The organism is Pseudomonas sp. FBCC-B1565 (genome assembly GCF_059133265.1).
The window spans coordinates 3402532-3421998 of sequence record NZ_CP101438.1 but is presented as its reverse complement, the minus strand read 5'-3'; the positions used below and the strand labels follow the sequence as shown (position 1 = coordinate 3421998).

General features: G+C 61.0%; 16 protein-coding genes. 7 read left to right on the top strand and 9 right to left on the bottom strand.

The genetic code is table 11. The annotated features are described in order from the left end of the window. Positions 1-22: 22 nt before the first annotated feature. The 3 genes from fabF to NL123_RS16090 all read left to right on the top strand — a co-directional run bounded on the left by fabF (position 23) and on the right by NL123_RS16090 (position 3787). Positions 23-1291: a beta-ketoacyl-ACP synthase II gene (gene fabF / locus NL123_RS16100; RefSeq protein WP_494355764.1), complete on the top strand. Its 1269-nt coding sequence runs from the start codon at positions 23-25 to the stop codon at positions 1289-1291. Positions 1292-1356: 65 nt separating this feature from the next. Beyond that, positions 1357-1737, top strand: a complete 381-nt coding sequence (locus NL123_RS16095; protein WP_028616142.1) for a RidA family protein — start codon at positions 1357-1359, stop codon at positions 1735-1737. A 70-nt stretch (positions 1738-1807) separates the two neighbouring features. Continuing rightward, positions 1808-3787 carry a peptidase U32 family protein gene (locus tag NL123_RS16090; protein WP_494355763.1) on the top strand — a complete coding sequence of 660 codons (1980 nt, stop codon included), beginning with the start codon at positions 1808-1810 and terminating at the stop codon, positions 3785-3787. Positions 3788-3907: 120 nt separating this feature from the next. On the opposite strand, the gene NL123_RS16085 is transcribed toward NL123_RS16090, so the two are convergent. Further along, a complete protein-coding gene (locus NL123_RS16085) occupies positions 3908-6109 on the bottom strand; it encodes a hypothetical protein (protein ID WP_494355762.1) in 2202 nt (733 codons plus the stop codon). A gap of 409 nt (positions 6110-6518) precedes the next feature. After that, complete coding sequence (locus NL123_RS16080; protein ID WP_494355761.1) at positions 6519-7418, bottom strand: DMT family transporter; 900 nt, start codon at positions 7416-7418, stop codon at positions 6519-6521. Positions 7419-7527: 109 nt separating this feature from the next. On the opposite strand from NL123_RS16080, the gene NL123_RS16075 reads away from it, so the two are divergent. Next, on the top strand, positions 7528-7968 hold the full coding sequence (locus NL123_RS16075) for an Lrp/AsnC family transcriptional regulator (protein WP_494355760.1): 441 nt from the start codon (positions 7528-7530) through the stop codon (positions 7966-7968). Between the two features lie 199 nt (positions 7969-8167). Here the strand turns inward: NL123_RS16075 and NL123_RS16070 are convergent, their stop codons facing one another. From NL123_RS16070 to NL123_RS16045, 6 genes are all read right to left on the bottom strand, one after another. Then, positions 8168-8626 carry an REP-associated tyrosine transposase gene (locus NL123_RS16070; protein ID WP_494355759.1) on the bottom strand — a complete coding sequence of 153 codons (459 nt, stop codon included), beginning with the start codon at positions 8624-8626 and terminating at the stop codon, positions 8168-8170. Positions 8627-8948: 322 nt separating this feature from the next. After that, positions 8949-10409 carry a xylulokinase gene (gene xylB, locus NL123_RS16065; RefSeq protein WP_494355758.1) on the bottom strand — a complete coding sequence of 487 codons (1461 nt, stop codon included), beginning with the start codon at positions 10407-10409 and terminating at the stop codon, positions 8949-8951. Positions 10410-10416: 7 nt separating this feature from the next. Next, positions 10417-11418 (bottom strand): LacI family DNA-binding transcriptional regulator, encoded by a 1002-nt coding sequence (locus NL123_RS16060; protein WP_494355757.1) that lies wholly within the window; start codon positions 11416-11418, stop codon positions 10417-10419. Between the two features lie 21 nt (positions 11419-11439). After that, positions 11440-12372: an ABC transporter substrate-binding protein gene (locus tag NL123_RS16055; RefSeq protein ID WP_494355756.1), complete on the bottom strand. Its 933-nt coding sequence runs from the start codon at positions 12370-12372 to the stop codon at positions 11440-11442. Positions 12373-12406: 34 nt separating this feature from the next. Continuing rightward, positions 12407-13384, bottom strand: a complete 978-nt coding sequence (locus NL123_RS16050; protein ID WP_025854715.1) for an ABC transporter permease subunit — start codon at positions 13382-13384, stop codon at positions 12407-12409. Continuing rightward, complete coding sequence (locus NL123_RS16045) at positions 13377-14909, bottom strand: sugar ABC transporter ATP-binding protein (RefSeq protein ID WP_494355755.1); 1533 nt, start codon at positions 14907-14909, stop codon at positions 13377-13379. Before NL123_RS16045 ends, NL123_RS16050 begins: the two co-directional genes overlap by 8 nt. A 323-nt stretch (positions 14910-15232) precedes the next feature. On the opposite strand from NL123_RS16045, the gene NL123_RS16040 reads away from it, so the two are divergent. The 3 genes from NL123_RS16040 to NL123_RS16030 are packed head-to-tail and all read left to right on the top strand — an operon-like array spanning position 15233 to position 18180. Then, complete coding sequence (locus tag NL123_RS16040; protein WP_494355754.1) at positions 15233-16573, top strand: sensor histidine kinase; 1341 nt, start codon at positions 15233-15235, stop codon at positions 16571-16573. Then, complete coding sequence (locus NL123_RS16035) at positions 16558-16941, top strand: response regulator (RefSeq protein WP_494355753.1); 384 nt, start codon at positions 16558-16560, stop codon at positions 16939-16941. The genes NL123_RS16040 and NL123_RS16035 overlap by 16 nt, the downstream gene beginning before the upstream one ends. A gap of 9 nt (positions 16942-16950) precedes the next feature. Beyond that, a complete protein-coding gene (locus NL123_RS16030; RefSeq protein WP_248481571.1) occupies positions 16951-18180 on the top strand; it encodes an EAL domain-containing response regulator in 1230 nt (409 codons plus the stop codon). A 232-nt stretch (positions 18181-18412) separates the two neighbouring features. Here the strand turns inward: NL123_RS16030 and NL123_RS16025 are convergent, their stop codons facing one another. After that, a complete protein-coding gene (locus NL123_RS16025) occupies positions 18413-19411 on the bottom strand; it encodes a M14 family metallopeptidase (RefSeq protein WP_494355752.1) in 999 nt (332 codons plus the stop codon). Between the last annotated feature and the right edge of the window lie 56 nt (positions 19412-19467).

Below are 19467 nucleotides of genomic sequence, written 5' to 3'. Positions count from 1 at the left end.
CCGCAACTGGAGTCGATTGATCATGAGTAAACGCATCGTTGTAACAGGTATGGGCGCACTGACGCCATTGGGCGCTGACGTGGAATCCACCTGGCAACGCCTGCTGGCCGGGCAGTCGGGTATTCGTCGCTTACCGGAAGACCTGATCGGAGACCTGGCCGTGAGCATCGGTGGCCAGGTGCAGAGCGTGCAGCAGGATCCAGACGCCGGGTTCGACCCTGATCGACTGCTGGCAGCCAAGGAACAGCGCAAGATGGACCGCTTCATCCTGTTCGCACTGGCGGCGGCGGATGAAGCCTTGAAGCAGGCCGGCTGGGCGCCGAGCACGCCCGAAGCGCAGGAACGCACCGCGACCATCATCGCCTCGGGTGTCGGCGGCTTCCCGGCGATTGCCGACGCGGTACGCACCACCGACAGCAAAGGCCCGCGGCGTTTGTCGCCGTTCACCATCCCCTCCTTTCTGAGCAACATGGCCGCCGGGCATGTGTCGATCAACTACGGGTTGAAAGGCCCGTTGGGTGCGCCGGTAACGGCCTGCGCAGCGGGTGTGCAAGCCATCGGTGATGCGGCGCGCATGATCCGCGCCGGTGAAGTGGATGTGGCGGTGTGCGGCGGTGCCGAAGCAGCGATCCATCGGGTCAGCCTTGCCGGGTTTGCGGCGGCACGAGCGTTGTCCAGTGACTTTAACGATAGCCCGGAGCAGGCTTCGCGCCCTTTCGACCAGGCACGAGACGGCTTCGTCATGGGCGAAGGCGCCGGCATCCTGGTCATCGAGGAGCTGGAGCACGCCCTGGCCCGAGGTGCGCAGCCGATTGCCGAATTGGTCGGCTACGGCACCAGTGCCGATGCCTATCACATGACCGCCGGCCCGGAAGACGGCGACGGCGCACGCCGAGCGATGCAGCAGGCCTTGCGTCAGGCGGGGATCGGCGCAGACCAGGTGCAGTACTTGAATGCCCACGCCACCTCGACGCCGGTGGGTGACAAAGGCGAATTGGCCGCGATCAGGACGGTATTCGGTGCAAACGGCAGCCCGGCGATCAGTTCGACCAAATCCGCCACCGGCCATCTGCTGGGGGCGGCGGGCGGTATCGAGGCCATCTTCACCGTGCTTGCCCTGCGCGACCAGATCGCCCCGGTCACCCTCAACCTGCAAAACCCCGACGCCCTCGCCGACGGCCTCGACATGCTGCGCGGTGCTGCCCGGCCGATGCCGATTGACTATGCACTGTCCAACGGTTTCGGCTTTGGCGGCGTAAATGCCAGCGTGCTGTTCCGCCGCTGGGCGTAGTTTGCCCCTGCGGTGATTTTCGGGGACCATGGGCGCCTTTCTGAACCTGCCAACGCGAGGCGCCCATGGCCAACCACGACCTGCACTACACCCCTGACCCCGATGCCGACTCGATTTCTTCGGATGTGATCGGCTTCAACGGCATCCTGGTGTCCACCCAGATCCCGACCCGCGCCGATGGCAGCCTGGAACTGGGCGACATCACCCTGCAAAGCGAATGCACCCTGCAAGCCCTGAAAGTCGCCCTGGAAAAGGCCGGCAGCTCCATGGACCGGGTGATGCACCTGACCATTTATCTGACGGACATGGCCGATCGCGCCGCTTTCAACGAAGTCTACAAACGCTTCTTCGCCAAGCCCTGGCCCGTGCGCGCGGCGGTTGGCGTAGCTGCGTTGGCGGTCGACGGCATGCGCGTGGAAGTCACGGCGATGGCCGCTCAGGCCTGAGTGGGTGCCGGTCAGGCATTTCACAGCTACAATGCGCGCCTCAACCGTGACAAGCCTGACTAAAAAAACTATGTCCTTGCCCAAGCACCACCTTGAATTGCTCAGCCCTGCCCGCGATGTCGCCATCGCGCGCGAGGCGATCCTGCATGGCGCCGACGCCGTGTACATCGGCGGCCCGAGCTTCGGCGCACGCCATAACGCCTGTAACGACGTGAGCGATATCGCGCAGCTGGTGGAATTCGCCCGCCGTTACCACGCCCGCGTCTTCACCACGATCAACACCATCCTGCATGACAACGAACTGGAACCTGCGCGCAAGCTGATCCATCAGCTCTACGACGCCGGCGTCGATGCGTTGATCGTGCAAGACCTGGGCGTGATGGAGCTGGATATTCCGCCCATCGAGCTGCACGCCAGCACCCAGACCGATATCCGTACCCTGGGCCGTGCCAAGTTTCTCGACCAGGCCGGTTTCTCGCAGTTGGTATTGGCCCGTGAGCTGAACCTGCAAGAGATCCGCGCCATTGCCGACGAAACCGATGCCGCCATCGAGTTCTTCATCCACGGCGCCCTGTGCGTGGCGTTCTCCGGGCAGTGCAACATCTCTCACGCGCAGAACGGCCGCAGCGCCAACCGTGGCGATTGCTCCCAGGCTTGCCGCCTGCCGTATACGCTCAAAGACGATCAAGGCCGCGTCGTGGCCTTTGAGAAACACCTGCTGTCGATGAAAGACAACAACCAGAGCGCCAACATCCGTGCGCTGGTCGAAGCCGGCGTGCGTTCGTTCAAGATCGAAGGCCGCTACAAGGACATGGGCTATGTGAAGAACATCACTGCCTATTACCGCCAGCGCCTGGATGACGTGCTGGAAGACCGCCCGGACCTGGCGCGCGCGTCCAGCGGCCGCACCGTGCATTTCTTCCTGCCCGACCCAGAAAAGACCTTCCACCGGGGCAGCACCGACTATTTCGTCACCGACCGCAAGGTCGACATCGGCGCCTTCGACACCCCGACCTTCACCGGCCTGCCGGTGGGTGTGGTGGAAAAAGCCGGCAAGCGTGACCTGCAAGTGGTCACCCATGAGCCGCTGTCCAATGGCGACGGCCTGAATGTGCTGGTCAAGCGCGAAGTGGTGGGTTTCCGCGCCAACATCGCCGAGCCTAAAGGCGAGTTCGAGGAAGACGGTGAGAAGCGCTACCGCTATCGCGTCGAGCCGAACGAGATGCCGGCCGGCCTGCATCAGCTGCGCCCGAATCACCCGTTGAACCGCAACCTCGATCACAACTGGCAACAGGCGCTGCTCAAGACCTCATCCGAGCGCCGTATCGGCCTGACCTGGGCCGCACGTCTGCGCGAAGCACAGCTGGAAGTCACCGCCACCAGCGAAGAAGGTATCAGCGCCTGCGTCACCCTGCCCGGCCCGTTCGGCGTGGCCAACAAACCGGAACAGGCGCTGGACACCCTGCGCGACCTGCTCGGCCAACTGGGCACCACCGAATACCACGCGACCGACATCCAACTGGATGCGCCGCAGGCGTTCTTCATCCCCAACTCACAGCTCAAGGCCCTGCGCCGTGAAGTGATCGAAGCGCTGACCGCCGCGCGCGTGGCTGCGCACCCAAGGGGTGGCCGCAAGGCGGAAACAACGCCACCGCCGGTGTACCCGGACGCGCACCTGTCGTTCCTCGCCAACGTCTACAACCAGAAAGCCCGCGACTTCTACCACCGCCACGGGGTGAAGCTGATCGACGCCGCCTTCGAAGCCCACGAAGAAACCGGCGAAGTACCGGTGATGATCACCAAGCACTGCCTGCGTTTCTCGTTCAACCTCTGCCCTAAACAGGCCAAGGGGGTCACGGGCGTGAAGACCAAGGTGGCGCCGATGCAGTTGATCCATGGCGATGAAGTGCTGACCCTGAAATTCGACTGCAAACCCTGCGAGATGCACGTGGTGGGCAAGATCAAGGGGCATATCCTTGGCTTGCCACAGCCGGGCAGCGCGGTGGAGCACTTCAACCCGGAAAACATTATTTTCCAGGGCACGCACTGATCCCCAACGTATAGGAGAGCGTGCTCACAAAAAGTCGGTGAGCACGTTCGCTTTTACAAACGGCAGTTTTTAATGATACGCCGCCTTGTTCTAAAGCGGCCCGTCAGTGAGAGAAGAGCGTCACCGGGTGAAATGTACCGGTTTATATTCAATCCTAAGTATATGCTCACCGATGTTGGCGCCCTGAGGCGCCGTTTGTATTTGCACGAGGGTGCCGTCGGCTTTGTTGACGAAGATGGACTTTTGACTAAAGAGTTTTTCTATCTCGGCTTGGACCAAAAGTTCGATACCGTTGTCATCCAAGTCTGGATGTAAGGCGCGCATGTCTTTTATTAACTCTTTGCGAACATATTCCATGGCCGTCGCGCCATGCGACGTGGTGACGGTTCCTTCAAAGGCCTTAACAGGTTTACCCACAATCTTTTGAAAATCGCTGGCAAACGAATGCTTTCCGCCGTCTGCCGCATAACATATCAACAGCCGGACATTTTTATAGCGCGGATTTGCGGGATCAATACCCTGTGTCTTCAAATACGCAACCAACTCTTTTGCGCTGTAAGCTTTGCCATCAACCATCACTTTAGAAGGAACGCCCGCCGCTACTTCCGCAGGGCTCCGTTCTATGCCATGCGCGACAACATTCAGCCGTGCCTCGCCCTTATAGATATCCGTAAACGTATGTATTTCACCGCCTAGGACACCGAGCTCTTGCATTGTCCCCTTCATCTGCGTCATGGGCGCGCCGCTTACATCTCGACCCGCCCTTTCGGGCATTTTCCAAACACCTGCCTCATCAGGCTTGGCAACTTTCCCGCTATTGATTAGCTTCGTCGAGTCATCCGGGCTCACCACTCGCAGACTGTAGTGGACGCCATCCCCTGCGTCAGGCTTTGCGGCAACAAAATACTTGATACCTCCCAACTCAATTTCTCTAACGCCCGGCTGGGTCAGAGGTATGGTAGCCATAGCGCCCCTGAATTGTTCTGCCCCCTTGGCTGCCCCCTTGGAAGCGCTCGATGTCCATTTCAGCCCCTGCACGCCACCTTCCCATTTAATTCCTGCAACACCCGGTTTGAAGGTGTAGCTGGCGAAGTTTGTCGACAGTTTCAAAAACTTTGGAATCACGCGTTTAATCATCTGGAAACCGGCCCTCACTACACCTGCGGCGGCTTTTTCAACGGGCATCATGAATGTCAGGATATCTATCCATATTTGTGCGATCCCTTCGATTGGGCGACCGTCAATAATTGCCTCGATTCCGCGCCAGAAAGGCACAAAACCTTTGAGCAATTGGCGACGTTTCTCCCTGTCCTCTTTGAAAGTCTGATAGTTCTCCCTGTCCTTTTTTTCGGATTCGGTGACCCGCTCCGGGTCTTCTTCCGCCATCAGCAGCAAATCCAGGTCCTTCGCATAAAACAGTTTTTGGGATACGGCGGTCCCGATCTGATTGCTTCGCTCTAAGAAGGATGCCTGCGGGCTGGCGCTTCCCTCTGCGTCTTCCGGTGCCGCAGGCCATTTCGCCAGCGGCTCCAACGTATGAAGCTGTGCTGAAAAAGGCGTATTGTCCAATGCCGCGCCAGGTCGGTGATCCACCCTTGGCTGATACCGGCCGTCTTGAATATTCGGCCTTTCCCAAGCAGTGAACACACTGGAATAACTGCCATCGGATAATTTTTGCTTCCCGATAACGTCGTTGCCGTTGAAGAGTTTGATGAAGTCATCACGCTTGGTGGCAGTTCCCCGTTCAGGGGCAATTTGATAAACCGTTGTCTTTCCCTTGTGAACCGTTTTAATCAAGAATTCGGTGCGTTCAAGCTCACCGCCCTCTCCCGGCGCCTTCATTGCGTACACTTCGACTTCACCCTGCCCGATGGCTATCCGATCCGGCAATGGAAGCGTAGCGACCAACTGTTGGATGATCGTGCCATAAGCGGCTTTTTTGGACGCTAGATCAACTTTAAAGTCTTCCGCAAACTTTTTGTCATCATAGAGCGCCACCGGGTATTTTGGATTATCCGGATCGGCATGGCCCTTGATGGGCGATACGAGTTGTGTACCGATGAAGTAATTTTTTCTCATCGGCATAGGCGTGGTCAGCGTGCTGACTGCATTCGCCATTTTTTCGAAATGGAGATTCAGCGCCGTAATAGCCTCGTGAATTTCCGCTTGTGAGTAATCGGTTTTTTCTTCAAGGACTCCGTTAGCTACAGCCCACTCCAGCGCAGGACCAACGCGTGTCGCAGCAATCAACTCTTCTTGCTCAGGTGTAACGGCCGCTGCGCTCATTTTTTCCGGTAGGGCGATCAGTTCTTCCTGAGTCATTCGCTTCGAAGAACCAGGTTCCAGCGCTTCGGCAAGATTGACGCCGTGTTGATAACTCACCCAACGCATTGAGCTTTTGGGGAGCTCTGATGAGGACTCCCTTGATGTAACGTTGGGCTTGGAAATACCTCCGGATTTAGGCTGCGCTACTTCCGGTGGTCCTGGTTCGGTTCGAACGGCAGGGGATTCAACCTCGCGTCGATGACGGTTATTCGTGGGTTGCGACTCCTGTTGAATCTGCGTTGCCAGAGATTTATGCGTCGGAGAGCTGAGTAAGTTGGATTTCATCTTTCATCATCACGGGAGAGAGTTTTCGCTAAAACGGGCAGTACGCTTCGTCTTAAAGTTGTCTCCATGTGTGGCGCAGGCGTAGGAACTCGTTCCCTCGACTTGAGTGAATAAACGCGGTTCAAGCGTCCTCAGTCCACCCATTCGGTTTTAATCGCCACCACCAACCGCGTTGCAATCCAGCCGCCGCCAATAGAATCGCCAGCACCCCCAACCATTGCAGCCAGCCCAGGCGATGCCCGAAGGCGATCCAATCGACGAAGATCGCCGCAATCGGGTAGATAAACGACAGTGCACCGGTCAGGGCTGTCGGCAGTTTCTGGATCGCGCCGTACAACAACACATACATCACGCCGGTGTGCACCACGCCGAGTGTCACCAGTGCGCCCCAGGCGCTGGTCGTAGCCGGCAAGCTGTTCCAAGGCACCAGCGGCGCCAGTAACAACGCGCCGGTGGTTACCTGGATCAACGCCATCAAATGTGGCGGCACTGCTTTCAAGCGTTTGATGATCAGCGCGGCAATCGCGTACAGCAACGCTGCGCCCAGTGCCAATGCGATGCCGGTCAGGTAATCGTCGCCGGTTGTTTGATCACCATGGGCGTTAACAATCGCCAACATGCCCAGGAACGCCACGCTCAGCCACGCGAGTTTCTGCACGGTGATCTTTTCCCCTAAAAACACGGCGGCGAGCACGACCAGCATGAACGGCTGCACGTTGTACACCGCCGTACTGATGGCAATCGACGCGCGGGAATAGGATTCGAACAGCAGCAACCAGTTGCCGACAATCGCCACGCCACTGAGCATCGCCAGGCTGAGCTTGGCCCAGCTGATCAGGTCCAGACGCAGATAACCGAGCAACGCGCACACCAACAGCAACGTCAGCCCGCCGATCACACAGCGCCAGAACACCACTTCGATCACCGACACGCCGGAGACCAGGACAAACCAGCCAATGGTGCCCGAGATCAGCATGGCGGCGACCATTTCCCACGACCCGCGACGGATGGATGTATCCATGATTGAGGCTCCTCAAGTGAGGCCCAATTATGGCAATCTGGTTGAGACTGGCTCCAGCGACTAAAAAAGGCAAAAGCCTTGAGTTGCCTTTACTTATTAGGTGGACACCATGATTGACACCATTGACCAGCAACTGATCGCTGCTTTAATGGACGACTCGCGTCTGTCCCTCAAGGCCCTGGCCGGGATTGCCGGGCTGTCTTCGCCGAGCGTCGGCGAACGCCTGCGCCGTCTCGAAGAGCGCGGCGTGTTGACCCACTACACCGTCGACATCGACCCCAGGCACTTTGGCTACCTGCTGCAGGCCATCGTGCGCATCCGCCCGTTGCCGGGCAAATTGCATGAGGTGGAGCGGCAGATCCAGGCGATCCCCGAGTTTACCGAGTGCGACAAGGTGACCGGCGAAGACTGTTTTATTGCGCGATTGCATGTGCGCACTATGGATCATCTCGACAGCCTGCTTGACCGGCTTAACGCCTACGCGGAAACCAACACGGCCATCGTCAAGAAAACCCCGGTGAAACGGCGTCTGCCGCCCTTGGGGGACTAGCGGTAGTAGCTTGCTTTAGTGAGGGGCCTGTTGTGGGGAGCGAGCTTGCTGTGGCGAGCGGGCTTGCCCCGCGTTGGGGCGCGAAGCGGCCCCCTCTCGGCATCACCGCGTTTCTCCAGAAAAACCGTGGCGCCTGGGTTTGGGGCTGCTTCGCAGCCCAACGCGGGGCAAGCCCGCTCGCCACAACAGGCCCCCCCAATCATAACCAGGCGGCATCCCATAGTGGGTAATCTCCAATGTGCTCCACCAACCCTGCACGCAACGGGTTCGCGACGATGTAACGCGCCATTTTCCGAATATCGTCTTCAGCCCGCACTGCCCGGTCGTGATAGCCACGCTGCCAGAATTTTTCCCGACTGCAACGCGCTCTATTAATGCTCAAGGTGCTGCGCGACTTGGTCTGCCGCATCACATCGGGAAGCGTCGAATGGTTTAGGTCAAACAGCCAATGGAAGTGGTCCGGCATGACGACCCAGGCGAGGGAGTTCACTAAGCCGGCATCATGAATTCGCTTGAACTCGGCGACCAGTAACCGCCCCAATCGGAATTCCCTGAACAAGGGCTGGCGTTGATGCACCACAGCAGTCACGAGGTAAGCACGGCCGGTTTCCGAATAGCGGCCACGGCGTAACAAATGAGAGTTGGGCTGGCGAGGCAATCCATTGCTCCTTTGAGTGGATTTGGCCTTTTCACGCTAGCAATAGGTGCGGCTCAGTCGCGTTGATTTCAGTGTCTTGGTGTTACCCGATTACACCAAGCGTTGATAAGGGCGCTAGTTGTGGCGAGCGGGCTTGCCCCGCGTTGGGGCGCAAAGCGGCCCCCTCTCGGCATCACCGCGTTTCTCCAGAAAAACTGTGGTACCTGGGTTTGGGGCTGCTTCGCAGCCCAACGCGGGGCAAGCCCGCTCGCCACAACAGGCCCTCTCACCACAACAGGCCTCCTCACTACAACAAATCCCCTCACCACAGGAAACCCGGTCATCAGTCGTGAAGGGCCTTGGCAGCGCTCAGCAAAGCTTGAAACTTGTGATAACGCGCCTCCAACACGGGTTGGTGCATAAGATCCGGGCTGTACCGGACCTTGACCGGCATCCCCGCCTCGAGCAATTGCGCACCCTGCCCTATCGCCACAAACCCCAGCTTCGCCGCACCGATACACGCGCTCAATTCGCTGCCATGCAGGGTGAAGATGTCCCGCTGCAGGATATTAGCCAGCAACTGCGCCCAGTATTCACTGCGCGCCCCTCCGCCCACCAACGCGCAGGCGCCCACGTCGGCACCGGTTGATTGCACGGCACGCAACGCATCCAACAGCCCGAACCCCACGCCTTCCATCACCGCATAACCGAGCATCGCCGGTGTACAGTCATGGCCCAGGCCCATGAAACCACCGCGCAGCAGCGGGTCGTTATGCGGGGTGCGTTCACCGGCCAAGTACGGTAGGAACAACGGCGTACTAAGTGACACTGGCTGTTCGATCGGCAACTGCGCCTGCACCTGGTCCAGCAAGGTTTGCTCATCCGCCGTTCCCGTGAGCCGCGTGACCCAACGCAGGCAACTGGCACCGGCGAGCATGGCGCCCATGGTGTACCAGCGATCAGGCAGCGCATGGCAGAAGCTGTGCACGGCACTCGCGGGATTACCGGCGGCGTGATCGGTAATCGCGACAATGGCAGCACTGGTGCCGAGGGTGATGAAGCCATCACCGGCATTGATCGCCCCGATCCCCACGGCCGCCACCGGGTTGTCACCACCGCCGCCGGCAATCACCACCGAGGGCGCCAAGCCAAGGCCTTGCGCCGTCAGCACGGCACTCGCAGCGCCGCCTTCCACCAGCCGAGGCATCTGCTCCAGCGAGAGGCCCGTGGCCCGCAGCATCGGCGCGAACCACTCACGTTGCGCCACATCCAGCCACAACGTCCCCGCTGCATCGGACATCTCGCTGATGCGCTCGCCACTCAAGCGCAAACGCAGGTAATCCTTGGGCGACAGTACGCAATCAATGGCCTTGAACACCTCGGGCTCATGGCGTTGCAGCCACAGCAGTTTCGGCGCCGTCAGCCCGGCCATGGGCAGGCTGCCGGTGATGTCGGCAAACGCAGGACCCAACTCTTCGGCCTCGGCGATGGCACGGGAGTCGTCCCACAGGATCGCCGGGTACAACACGCGGTTGTCCGTGCCCAGCAACACCGCGCCGTGCATCTGCCCGGACAGGCCGATACAGGCCACGCGGGCAAATCCAGGATGCCCGCGCAATTCGGCCAGCGCCTGCAGGCACGCTTGCCACCAATCTTCAGGCGCCTGCTCGGACCAGCCGCTGTGGCGCCGCGACACACTCAAGCGCACGCCGGCATGGGCCAGCACCGTACCGTCAAGATCCATGAGGATGGCCTTGAGTTCCGAGGTGCCGAGGTCGATGCCGAGGGAAACGGGACTGCTCATAAGGGGGTCATTCCAATCCATAACAGCCACATGAACTACGCCATTGCAGAGTCGGCGCCAGGCGCACACTGTGGGCGGGTGCGTCGGGCGACGCCATGCGCTGCAACAAGAGGTTCACTGCCTGCGTGCCCAGCGCCTGGACCGGCTGCGCGATCAGGGTCAGGCGCGGCACGAAAAAATCCGCCCAGTCAAAATCATCAAAACCCACCAGGGCCATTTGCGCCGGTACGTCGATCTGCGCCTCACGCAGGGCCTGCATCGCGCCGAGGGTCATCAGGTTATTGCCGGCCATGATCGCCGTGGGTGGCGCCGCCAGGCCCAGCAACTGCACCGTCGCCTGGCGCGCCGGCGCAGTATTGGAGCCGCCGTTGACCAGCAACTGCGGATCAAACGCCAGCCCCGCGCCGTGCAGCGCCGCGCGGTATCCGGCAACCCGCTCATCGGTGGTGCTGAACCCCTCACGCCCGGCGATAAAGCCGATGCGCCGGTGGCCGTGTTCAATCAAGTGGGTAACCAAGGCTTGGGTGGACTGCGTGTTCTCCACCCCGACCTGGTCGAATTGTTCGCTCATCATGCGGTCCACCAACACCGCCGGGATCTGGTTGTCCCGTAGGTACTGCAGGGCCTTGGAACCGTTGGAGGGCGCCAGCACTATGCCGTCGACCCGTCGATGATGCAGCGCCGTGACCACCCGTAGCTCCTGCTCCGGGTCGTCATGGGTGTCCACAAACAGCATCATGTAGCCGTGCTTGGCGCACTCGTTTTCAATGGCGTGCACGGTTTCGCTGAAGTAATGGTTGGACAGTGCCGAAATCGCCACGCCAATCGTGCTGGTGCTCGACCGTGCCAGCGAACGCGCCAGGGTGTTGGGGATGTAGCCCAACGCCTGGATCGCTTGCTGCACCGCGTGCACCGTTGCCGGGCTGACCTTGCGGGTGCCGTTCAACACATGGGAAACCGTCGACGTTGACACCCCCGCCCTGCTTGCCACGTCATCCATGGTGACCACGGCGCTGTTCCTCTCACTGAATCAATGTTGGCTCGACCAACCGCTGTACGTCGCGACGTTGTCACGGGTGATCAATTTTGGCGTGAGCAGGGTAACCGCTTCGGCCGGGGCTTTGTCATTGAGAATATCGTTGCCCACGTTGACGGCGGTCTGCGCCATGGCCCAAGGGTTCTGGCTGGCCGACGCCTGGATCTGCGTGTCGGTCTTCAGCGCGTTCTCGATATCCGGCGCACCGTCCACCGAGGTGATGATGATGCCGCTGCGCTTGAGCTGCTTGGCCGCCAGGTCGCTGCCGATGGCTTGCGGGTCGTTGATCGCGAACAGGCCGTCGATTTTCGGGAAGCGTGTGAGGTAACCCTGCATCACGTTCAGGCCACCTTCGCGGGAGCCTTTGCCGTCCTGGTCATCAGACAGCACCTTGATCTCCGGTGCGCCGGCCAGTGCCGCCTTGCAGCCTTTGACCCGGTCGGTCACGGCGGTGACCTGCGGGCCGTTCTGGATGATCACATTGCCCTTGCCGGAGAGCTTGTCCACCAGGTACTGGCACGCCAGCTTGCCGGCTTCGACGTTGTCGGTCTGCACCGTGGCGTTGACGCCCTTGGCGTCCACATCCACGGCAACCACGACGATGCCGGCATCCCGGGCTTTCTTGATCGCCGAGGCCATGGCGGACGGGTCGACGGCGTTGATCAGGATCAGGTCGACCTTGGACGAGATGAAGTTATCGATCTGCGAGAACTGCTTGCTCAGGTCATAGTCGGCCGACACCGAGGTGACCTTGACGTTGGGGTTCAGCTCCTTGGCGCGGGCGGTTGCGCCATCGGCCAGGGTCACGAAATACGGGTTGCCCAGCGAGCCCATGCTGATGCCGAGGGCCTTCAATTCACGGGCTTCGACGGCTTGGGACATCAGGGCAGCCAAGGCAATGACCGGAAAGATACGTTTGAGGTTCATGCGGGTCTCTCTTGTGATTGTTTTTGGAGTGAATTCAGGTCCGTGCGCCGGACTGGCGATAACGATCCAGCGCCACCGCGCCGATGATCACGATGCCCTTGATGATGTACTGCCAGATGTCCGACACGCCCAGCAGCACCAGGCCGTTGGTGAGTACTGCAATGATCAGCGCGCCGATCAGCGTGCCGCCGATGGTGCCGACACCGCCGGTGAAACTGGTGCCGCCGAGGATCACCGCGGCAATCGCATCCAGCTCGTAGGATTGCCCAAGTTGCAGGCCATTGGCGGCGAACAGGCGCGACGCGCTCATCACCGCGCCCAGCCCGGCCAACGCACCGGACATGGCGTAGACGAACAGCAGCACCTTCCACACCTTGATCCCCGACAGCCGCGCCGCTTCCGGGTTGCCACCCACCGAGTAGATCTGCACGCCCATCACGGTGCGGCGCAGGATGAACCACGACAACGCCACCACTGCCACGGCGATCACCACCAGCCAGGGCACACCGAGGATCGAGTCGTTGCCGATAAAGGCAAACGGCAGGTCCGGGTTGAACACGGTCTTGTCGTCCGCCAGCAGGCGCGCCAGGCCACGCATGGCCGTGAGTGCGCCAAGGGTGACGATAAACGGCGGCAGGCGCATAAAGGCGATCAAGCCGCCATTGACCAGGCCCAGCAACAGGCCAAAGCCGATACCGGCGGCTATCCCGAACATGCCGAACTGCGGCGACATCGACGCCTGCAACGCCACCACCGCCGACGCCGCGAGGATCGCACCCACCGACAGGTCAATGCCCGCCGTGAGGATCACAAAGGTCATGCCCGCCGCCAGCACCACGTTCACCGACGCCTGCTGGGTGATGATCGACAGGTTCTGTACCGTCAGGAAGTTCTCGCTGGCCAGGGCAAAGCCCACCAGCAGCAGGATCAGCACCGGCAACATGCCGACCGTGCGCATCAGCTCGCGGGCGCGCTCTGCCTTACCGGTTGTTGCGATATTCAATTCAGCCATGGGCCACCACCTGATCGCCACCGGTGGCGAGGTCAATAATACGTTCCTGGGAAATTGCGTCGCCGGAGGCGCCGCCGACTTCTGCGACCAACTGGCCTTCACGCATGATCAGCACGCGGTCGCAGGTGCCGATGATTTCCGGCAGCTCGCTGGAGATCACCACGATGCCGACGCCGGCCTGGGCCAATTGGTTGATGATGCGGTAGATCTCGGACTTGGAGCCGATGTCGACGCCACGGGTGGGTTCATCGAGGATCAGCACGTGCGGCTTGACCTCCAGCAGGCGCGCCAGCAGCACCTTCTGTTGGTTGCCACCGGACAACGCACCGACATTGACCTTGCCCGAGGCCACGCGAATCGACAGCGACTTGATCGCCTGCGTGGCGCGCTGCGCGGCATGGGCGCGATCGAGTACCCCGCCGGCATGGGCATCCGGCACGCAGGCGCAGACATTGATGTTGTCCGCCACGCTCATGTCCAGGAACAGGCCCTGGGCCTTGCGGTCTTCGGTGAGGTAGACGACGCCGGCGCGGATCGCATCCGCCGGGGTACGCAGTTGGGTGACTGTCTTGCCGACCACTTCCAGGGTGCCCGAGGTGCGTGGGTCGGCGCCGAAGATCAGGCGCGCCAGTTCGGTGCGCCCTGCCCCGACCAGGCCGGCGATGCCCAGCACTTCACCGGCATGCAGGTCGAAACTGCACGGGCGCACGCGCTTGCCATCGGCCATGTCGCGCACGCGCATCACCACGTTGCCGGGGTTATAGGCGGCGTGTTGCTTTTTGTAGAACCCTGACAGGTCGCGACCGACCATCATCTTCACCAGCACTTCGGCCGACAGCGCCTCGCGGGTCAGTTCGCCGATGTATTGGCCGTCACGCAGTACCGAGACGCGGTCCGACAGCTCGTAGATCTCGGCCATGCGGTGGCTGATATAGATGATCGCCAGGCCCTGGCTGCGCAGTTGTTTGATCAGCGCAAACAGGCGGTCGGTCTCACGGGAGGACAGCGGCGTGGTCGGTTCGTCCATCACCAGGATCTTGGCGTGGGCGTGCAAGGCGCGGGCGATTTCCACCAATTGGCGTTCGGCAATCGACAGGCTGCTGACCCGCGTGGCCGGGGTGAACTCGGCGCCCAGGCGTTGCAGCACTTCGCTGCACCCCGCCTGCATGCCCTTGCGGTCGATGGTCCAGCCACGCCGCAGTTCACGGCCCAGGTAGATGTTCTCGGCCACACTCAGATTGGGGCACAGGCTCAGTTCCTGGTAGATGACGGCGATGCCGAAGGCTTTGGCGGTAGCAGGAGTGAACGTGGGGACGGGTTGGCCGGCAATGCGGATTTCACCGCCGGGGTCGGCTTGGTAGGCGCCGGAGAGGATCTTCATCAGCGTCGATTTGCCGGCGCCGTTCTCCCCCATCAAGGCGTGGATTTCGCCGGGGTAGACCTTCAGGCCGACATTCTTGAGCACGCGCAAACCATTGAAGGTTTTGCTGATGCCCTGCATTTCAAGCAAGGGTTCAAGGCTCATGAATGAGCTCCTGGTTTTATTATTTTTGTCGTCAGTGGGTCGACTCTAATGTAGAAACATTTCCTTACGCAAGCGCTTGCGTTGCTCATTTGTCGACAGATGAAACGTTTCATCAGCCGTTAATCCGAAAAGCAGCCAATTTGACCCGAAGATATTCATTTGAAGTGGGATAGCCGTTGGCCCGCCATCAAAAAGCCATAATCTCTGCTATTGTCCAAGTACCTCATCTCCTCCTCGTCGCCCTCAAGCGATCTTCTGTGAGCATGCTCTGCGCCATCGTCGTTCGATGATGGCGGGCCTGAACGTCACGGAACGCCAAAGCGATGGACACACCGTTACCCGAACAACCGCAATCGCGGGCTGAAAAGATCGTCGAGTTCAAGCGGCAGAAAACCCTGCTCAAGACCGGCGCCCTGCAAGACGCAATCTTCAACAGCGCGTACTTCTCCAGCATCGCCACCGACGAGAAAGGCGTGATCCAGATCTTCAATGTCGGCGCCGAACGCATGCTCGGCTATGCCGCCGCCGATGTGGTCAACCGCATCACCCCCGCCGATATCTCCGACCCCGTCGAACTGATCACCCGCGCCGCCGCCCTCAGCCTGGAACTGGATACGCCGATCACGCCGGGCTTCGAAGCGCTGGTGTTCAAGGCCTCGAGGGGTATCGAAGACATCTACGAGCTGACCTACATCCGCAAGGACGGCAGTCGCCTGTCGGCCATGGTTTCGGTGACGGCCCTGCGCAATCGGTATGACACCATCATCGGCTACCTGCTGATCGGCACCGACAACACCGCGCGCAAGCAGGAAGAAGCCGAGCGCAAAGGTTTCGAGCGGGCACTGGAAGAAAAGAACCTGGAGCTGGAGCACGCCAGCCATATGAAGTCCGAATTCCTCGCCACCATGTCCCATGAATTGCGCACGCCGTTGAACGCGGTGATCGGCTTTTCCGAAGCGCTCAAGGATGGCCTGGTCGGCGACATGAGCGAGACCCAGCGCGAATACATCGGCGACATTTTCACCAGCGGCCAGCACTTGCTGTCGTTGATCAACGACATTCTCGACCTGTCCAAGGTCGAGGCCGGCATGATGGAACTGGAACTGGAAAACGCAGAACTGGCGGGGCTGTTGGCCAACAGCCTGCTGATCGTGCGGGAAAAGGCCGCGTTGCAACGCATCCAATTGAAGCTGGAGTGTCCCGACGATCTCGGCCTTCTACAGCTGGACCTGCGCAAGACCAAACAGATCGTCTACAACCTGCTGGCCAATGCCGTAAAGTTCAGCGCCCACGGCAGCTCAGTGACGTTGACCGTGCGCCAGGTGCCTCGCGCACAGGTCGGCCAGATTCCCGGCGACTGGCCGGTGTACCGCTTTGCCCTGCCCGACGGCGCTGATCAACCGTTCCTCGAACTCAGCGTCAGCGACACCGGCATCGGGATCGCCGAGGCGGACATGGACAAGCTGTTCAAGGCGTTCAGCCAGATCGACAGCAGCCTGGCACGCAAATTCGAAGGCACCGGCCTGGGCCTGGCGATGGTCAAGCGGCTGACCGACCTGCATGGTGGCAGTGTCGCCGTGGCCAGCCGTGAAGGCTGCGGGGCGCGGTTCGTTGCCTGGCTGCCGCTGCACCGCGCCCCGGAGGCCACATGGCCCACATCCTGATCGTTGAAGACAATGAAGCCAATATGCGCCTGGCGCGCCTGTTACTGGTCAATGCTGGCTACGACGTGCTGTGGGCCGCGGATGCGGAGACCGGCCTGACCCTGGCCCGCGAACAGCAACCGGCGCTGATCCTGATGGACATCCAGTTGCCCGGCATGGACGGCCTGGCTGCCACCGCGCTTCTCAAGCGCGACCCGCTCACGGCCCACATCCCGGTGATCGCCCTGACTGCAATGGCGATGAAAGAAGATCGCGAAAAGACCCGGCTCGCCGGTTGCGACGCCTACATCATCAAGCCACTGCGCTACAAAGAGCTGTACCAGGTGATCGATACCTTGTTGCAACAGCACACCCGCCCTCTCACATGAGTCCTCTCCATGGCCAGCCAACCCGCAACGTTGTTGATCGTTGATGATGAACCCCAGGTGCGCAAACTCCTGGAAACCCTACTGCAACATGAGGGCTACCAGACCCTGAGCGCGAGCAGCGGCGAGGAAGCCTTGCAGTTGGTGGCCCGGCAACCGCCGGACCTGATCCTGCTGGACATCATGATGCCGGGCATGGACGGCTACGAGGTTGCCAGCCAGTTGAAAAACGATGAAACCACGGCGGGTATTCCGATCATCATGCTGTCGGCCCTCAGTGAACCGAGCGCCCGTGTCAGCGGGTTGCAGGCCGGTGCCGAAGAATTCATCAGCAAGCCGGTGGAACGTGTCGAGCTATGGTTGCGCGTGCGTAACCTGCTGCGGCTCAAGGAACGCGGCGACCTGGTCAGCCACTCCCGTGAGTTGGCGCAACGACAGATCGGCATGAACGTGCATGACCTGGCCCACCAGGCCCTGGAAAACGACTTGCGCCAAGCGGTGGCACGCCATGACTTCACGGTGCATTACCAACCCAAGGTCGAGGTGCTGAGCGGTCGCATCTGTGCCCTAGAAGCGCTGCTGCGCTGGGAACGGCCGGAATACGGCGCGGTATCGCCAGCAGTGTTCATACCGATCCTGGAAAGCCTCGGCTTGATCGTGCCCGTGGGGCGTTGGGTGATCGAGCAGGTCTGCCAACAGATCGCCGAGTGGCAACGCGGCGCGATAGGCGCGGTGGAGGTGTCGGTGAACGTCTCCGGCCATCAATTGATCGAAGGCGACCTGATCGCCGATATTGCGCGCACCCTTGCGCGCACCGGGGTCGAGCCGCATTGGCTGGAGGTGGAACTGACCGAGGGCTCGCTGATGGAAAACACCCAGCATACCATCGCCAGCCTGCAGCGCCTGCACGCCATGGGGGTGAAGATCTCCATCGATGACTTCGGCACCGGCTATTCGAGCCTGGCGTACCTGCGACGGTTTCCCATCGACACGCTGAAGATCGACATCGCGTTTATCCGCGAAGTCACCAGCAACCCGCAGGACGCGGCGATCACCCGTACCATCATCGAACTGGCCCACAGCCTCAGCCTGCGGGTGGTGGCCGAAGGCGTGGAAACCCAGGCGCAACTGGCGTTCTTGAAGGAGGCCGGCTGTGATCAGATCCAAGGCTACCTGTTCAGCCGGCCGCTGCCGGTGGACACCCTGGAGCGCCTGTTGCTGGAGCGTTTAGAGAGTCCGTGAGATTTCCGCACACAGGCACTCGATCAAGCCCCGGTGGGTGGTGCATTTCTGTGCCAGCCCGCATCTGGACAGTGCGATGCGGCGGTTGAAGCGGTTGGGCTCACACTTCGACCAATGGCACACTGCGCTAAAAAAGTGGGAGGGGGCTTGCCCCCGATAGCACCAGGCCAGTCAACTCATCTACAGCTGATCCACCGCAATCGGGGGCAAGCCCCCTCCCACACAGACACCGCTACGGGTCCAGCACGCCACCGCTGTAGCTGTCGGATAAGCGCGTCCCGGTGAACTTGGCGACCACCGAACCCTGGGCCACCAGGCGTTCGCGGTGGCCTGTGACCATACGGCCGGCCTGGGCGGCGTGCAGGATCACTTCGGAACACGGGTCACCGGGGCGGCCGATGATGCGTGCGAAACGCTGGCCTTCCTCCACGTAATCCCCCAGGGCTTTCTCGAACACCAGCACCCCGGCGCAAGGCGCGAGGATGGTTTCCATGCAGCCCATGTCGACCACGTCCCCCGGCCACTCGGCGATGGCGGCCACCTCGTCGATCACGCCGTTGATGCACAACCACGCCCACAGGCCGTCGGCATCCTGTTGCGCCAGCGCATCGCTGACGTCCGCCTGGCCGCGCAGTTCAATGGTCGCGGCCAGTTGCGGCGATGCATGGTTGATGATGGTCTCTTCAAAGGAACCATCGCCGCCCTCGTCCCAGACGATCACCAGGTCCACGCGCAAGGCCGCCGCCAACGCCAGGCCCTGGTCGGGCCAGAAGCTGCGGTGGATGTAGAGGTACGGCAGCGCTTCGTCATCGGTGTGCAGGTCCAGCACCAGGTCGGCTTCAGCGGCCAGTTGCACCAGGCGTTTTTGCCACTGCGCCAGGTTGCTCGCCGGCTGCGCCATGGCCAGGGAGTGATCGAAAGCGCGGTTGAAGTTCTGCCCGGTGGCTTCATGAAAGCGCCCCAGCAAACGGCCCTGGCGGAACTGGCCGATGCCGAACGGGTTGGCCTGGGGCACCACGGTGACGTTGCCCTTGAGGCGGCCTTGGTCCTGGCACGCCTGCAAGCGTGGCAACAGCTGATGCAGGACCAGCATGCCGGCGATTTCATCCGCGTGCACACCCGCCTGCAGGTGCACCCTTGGCCCGCTGCCGTCGCCTTCGAAGCGCCAGGCGCCAATGTGCAGCGGGTTGCCGGCGTCGCCGATGACCTGCCACGAAAGGTCGTTTGCCATGCCTTGCCCTCCTCTCATTCATTAACCGCTAGAGATTGAACACACGTTCAACTAAC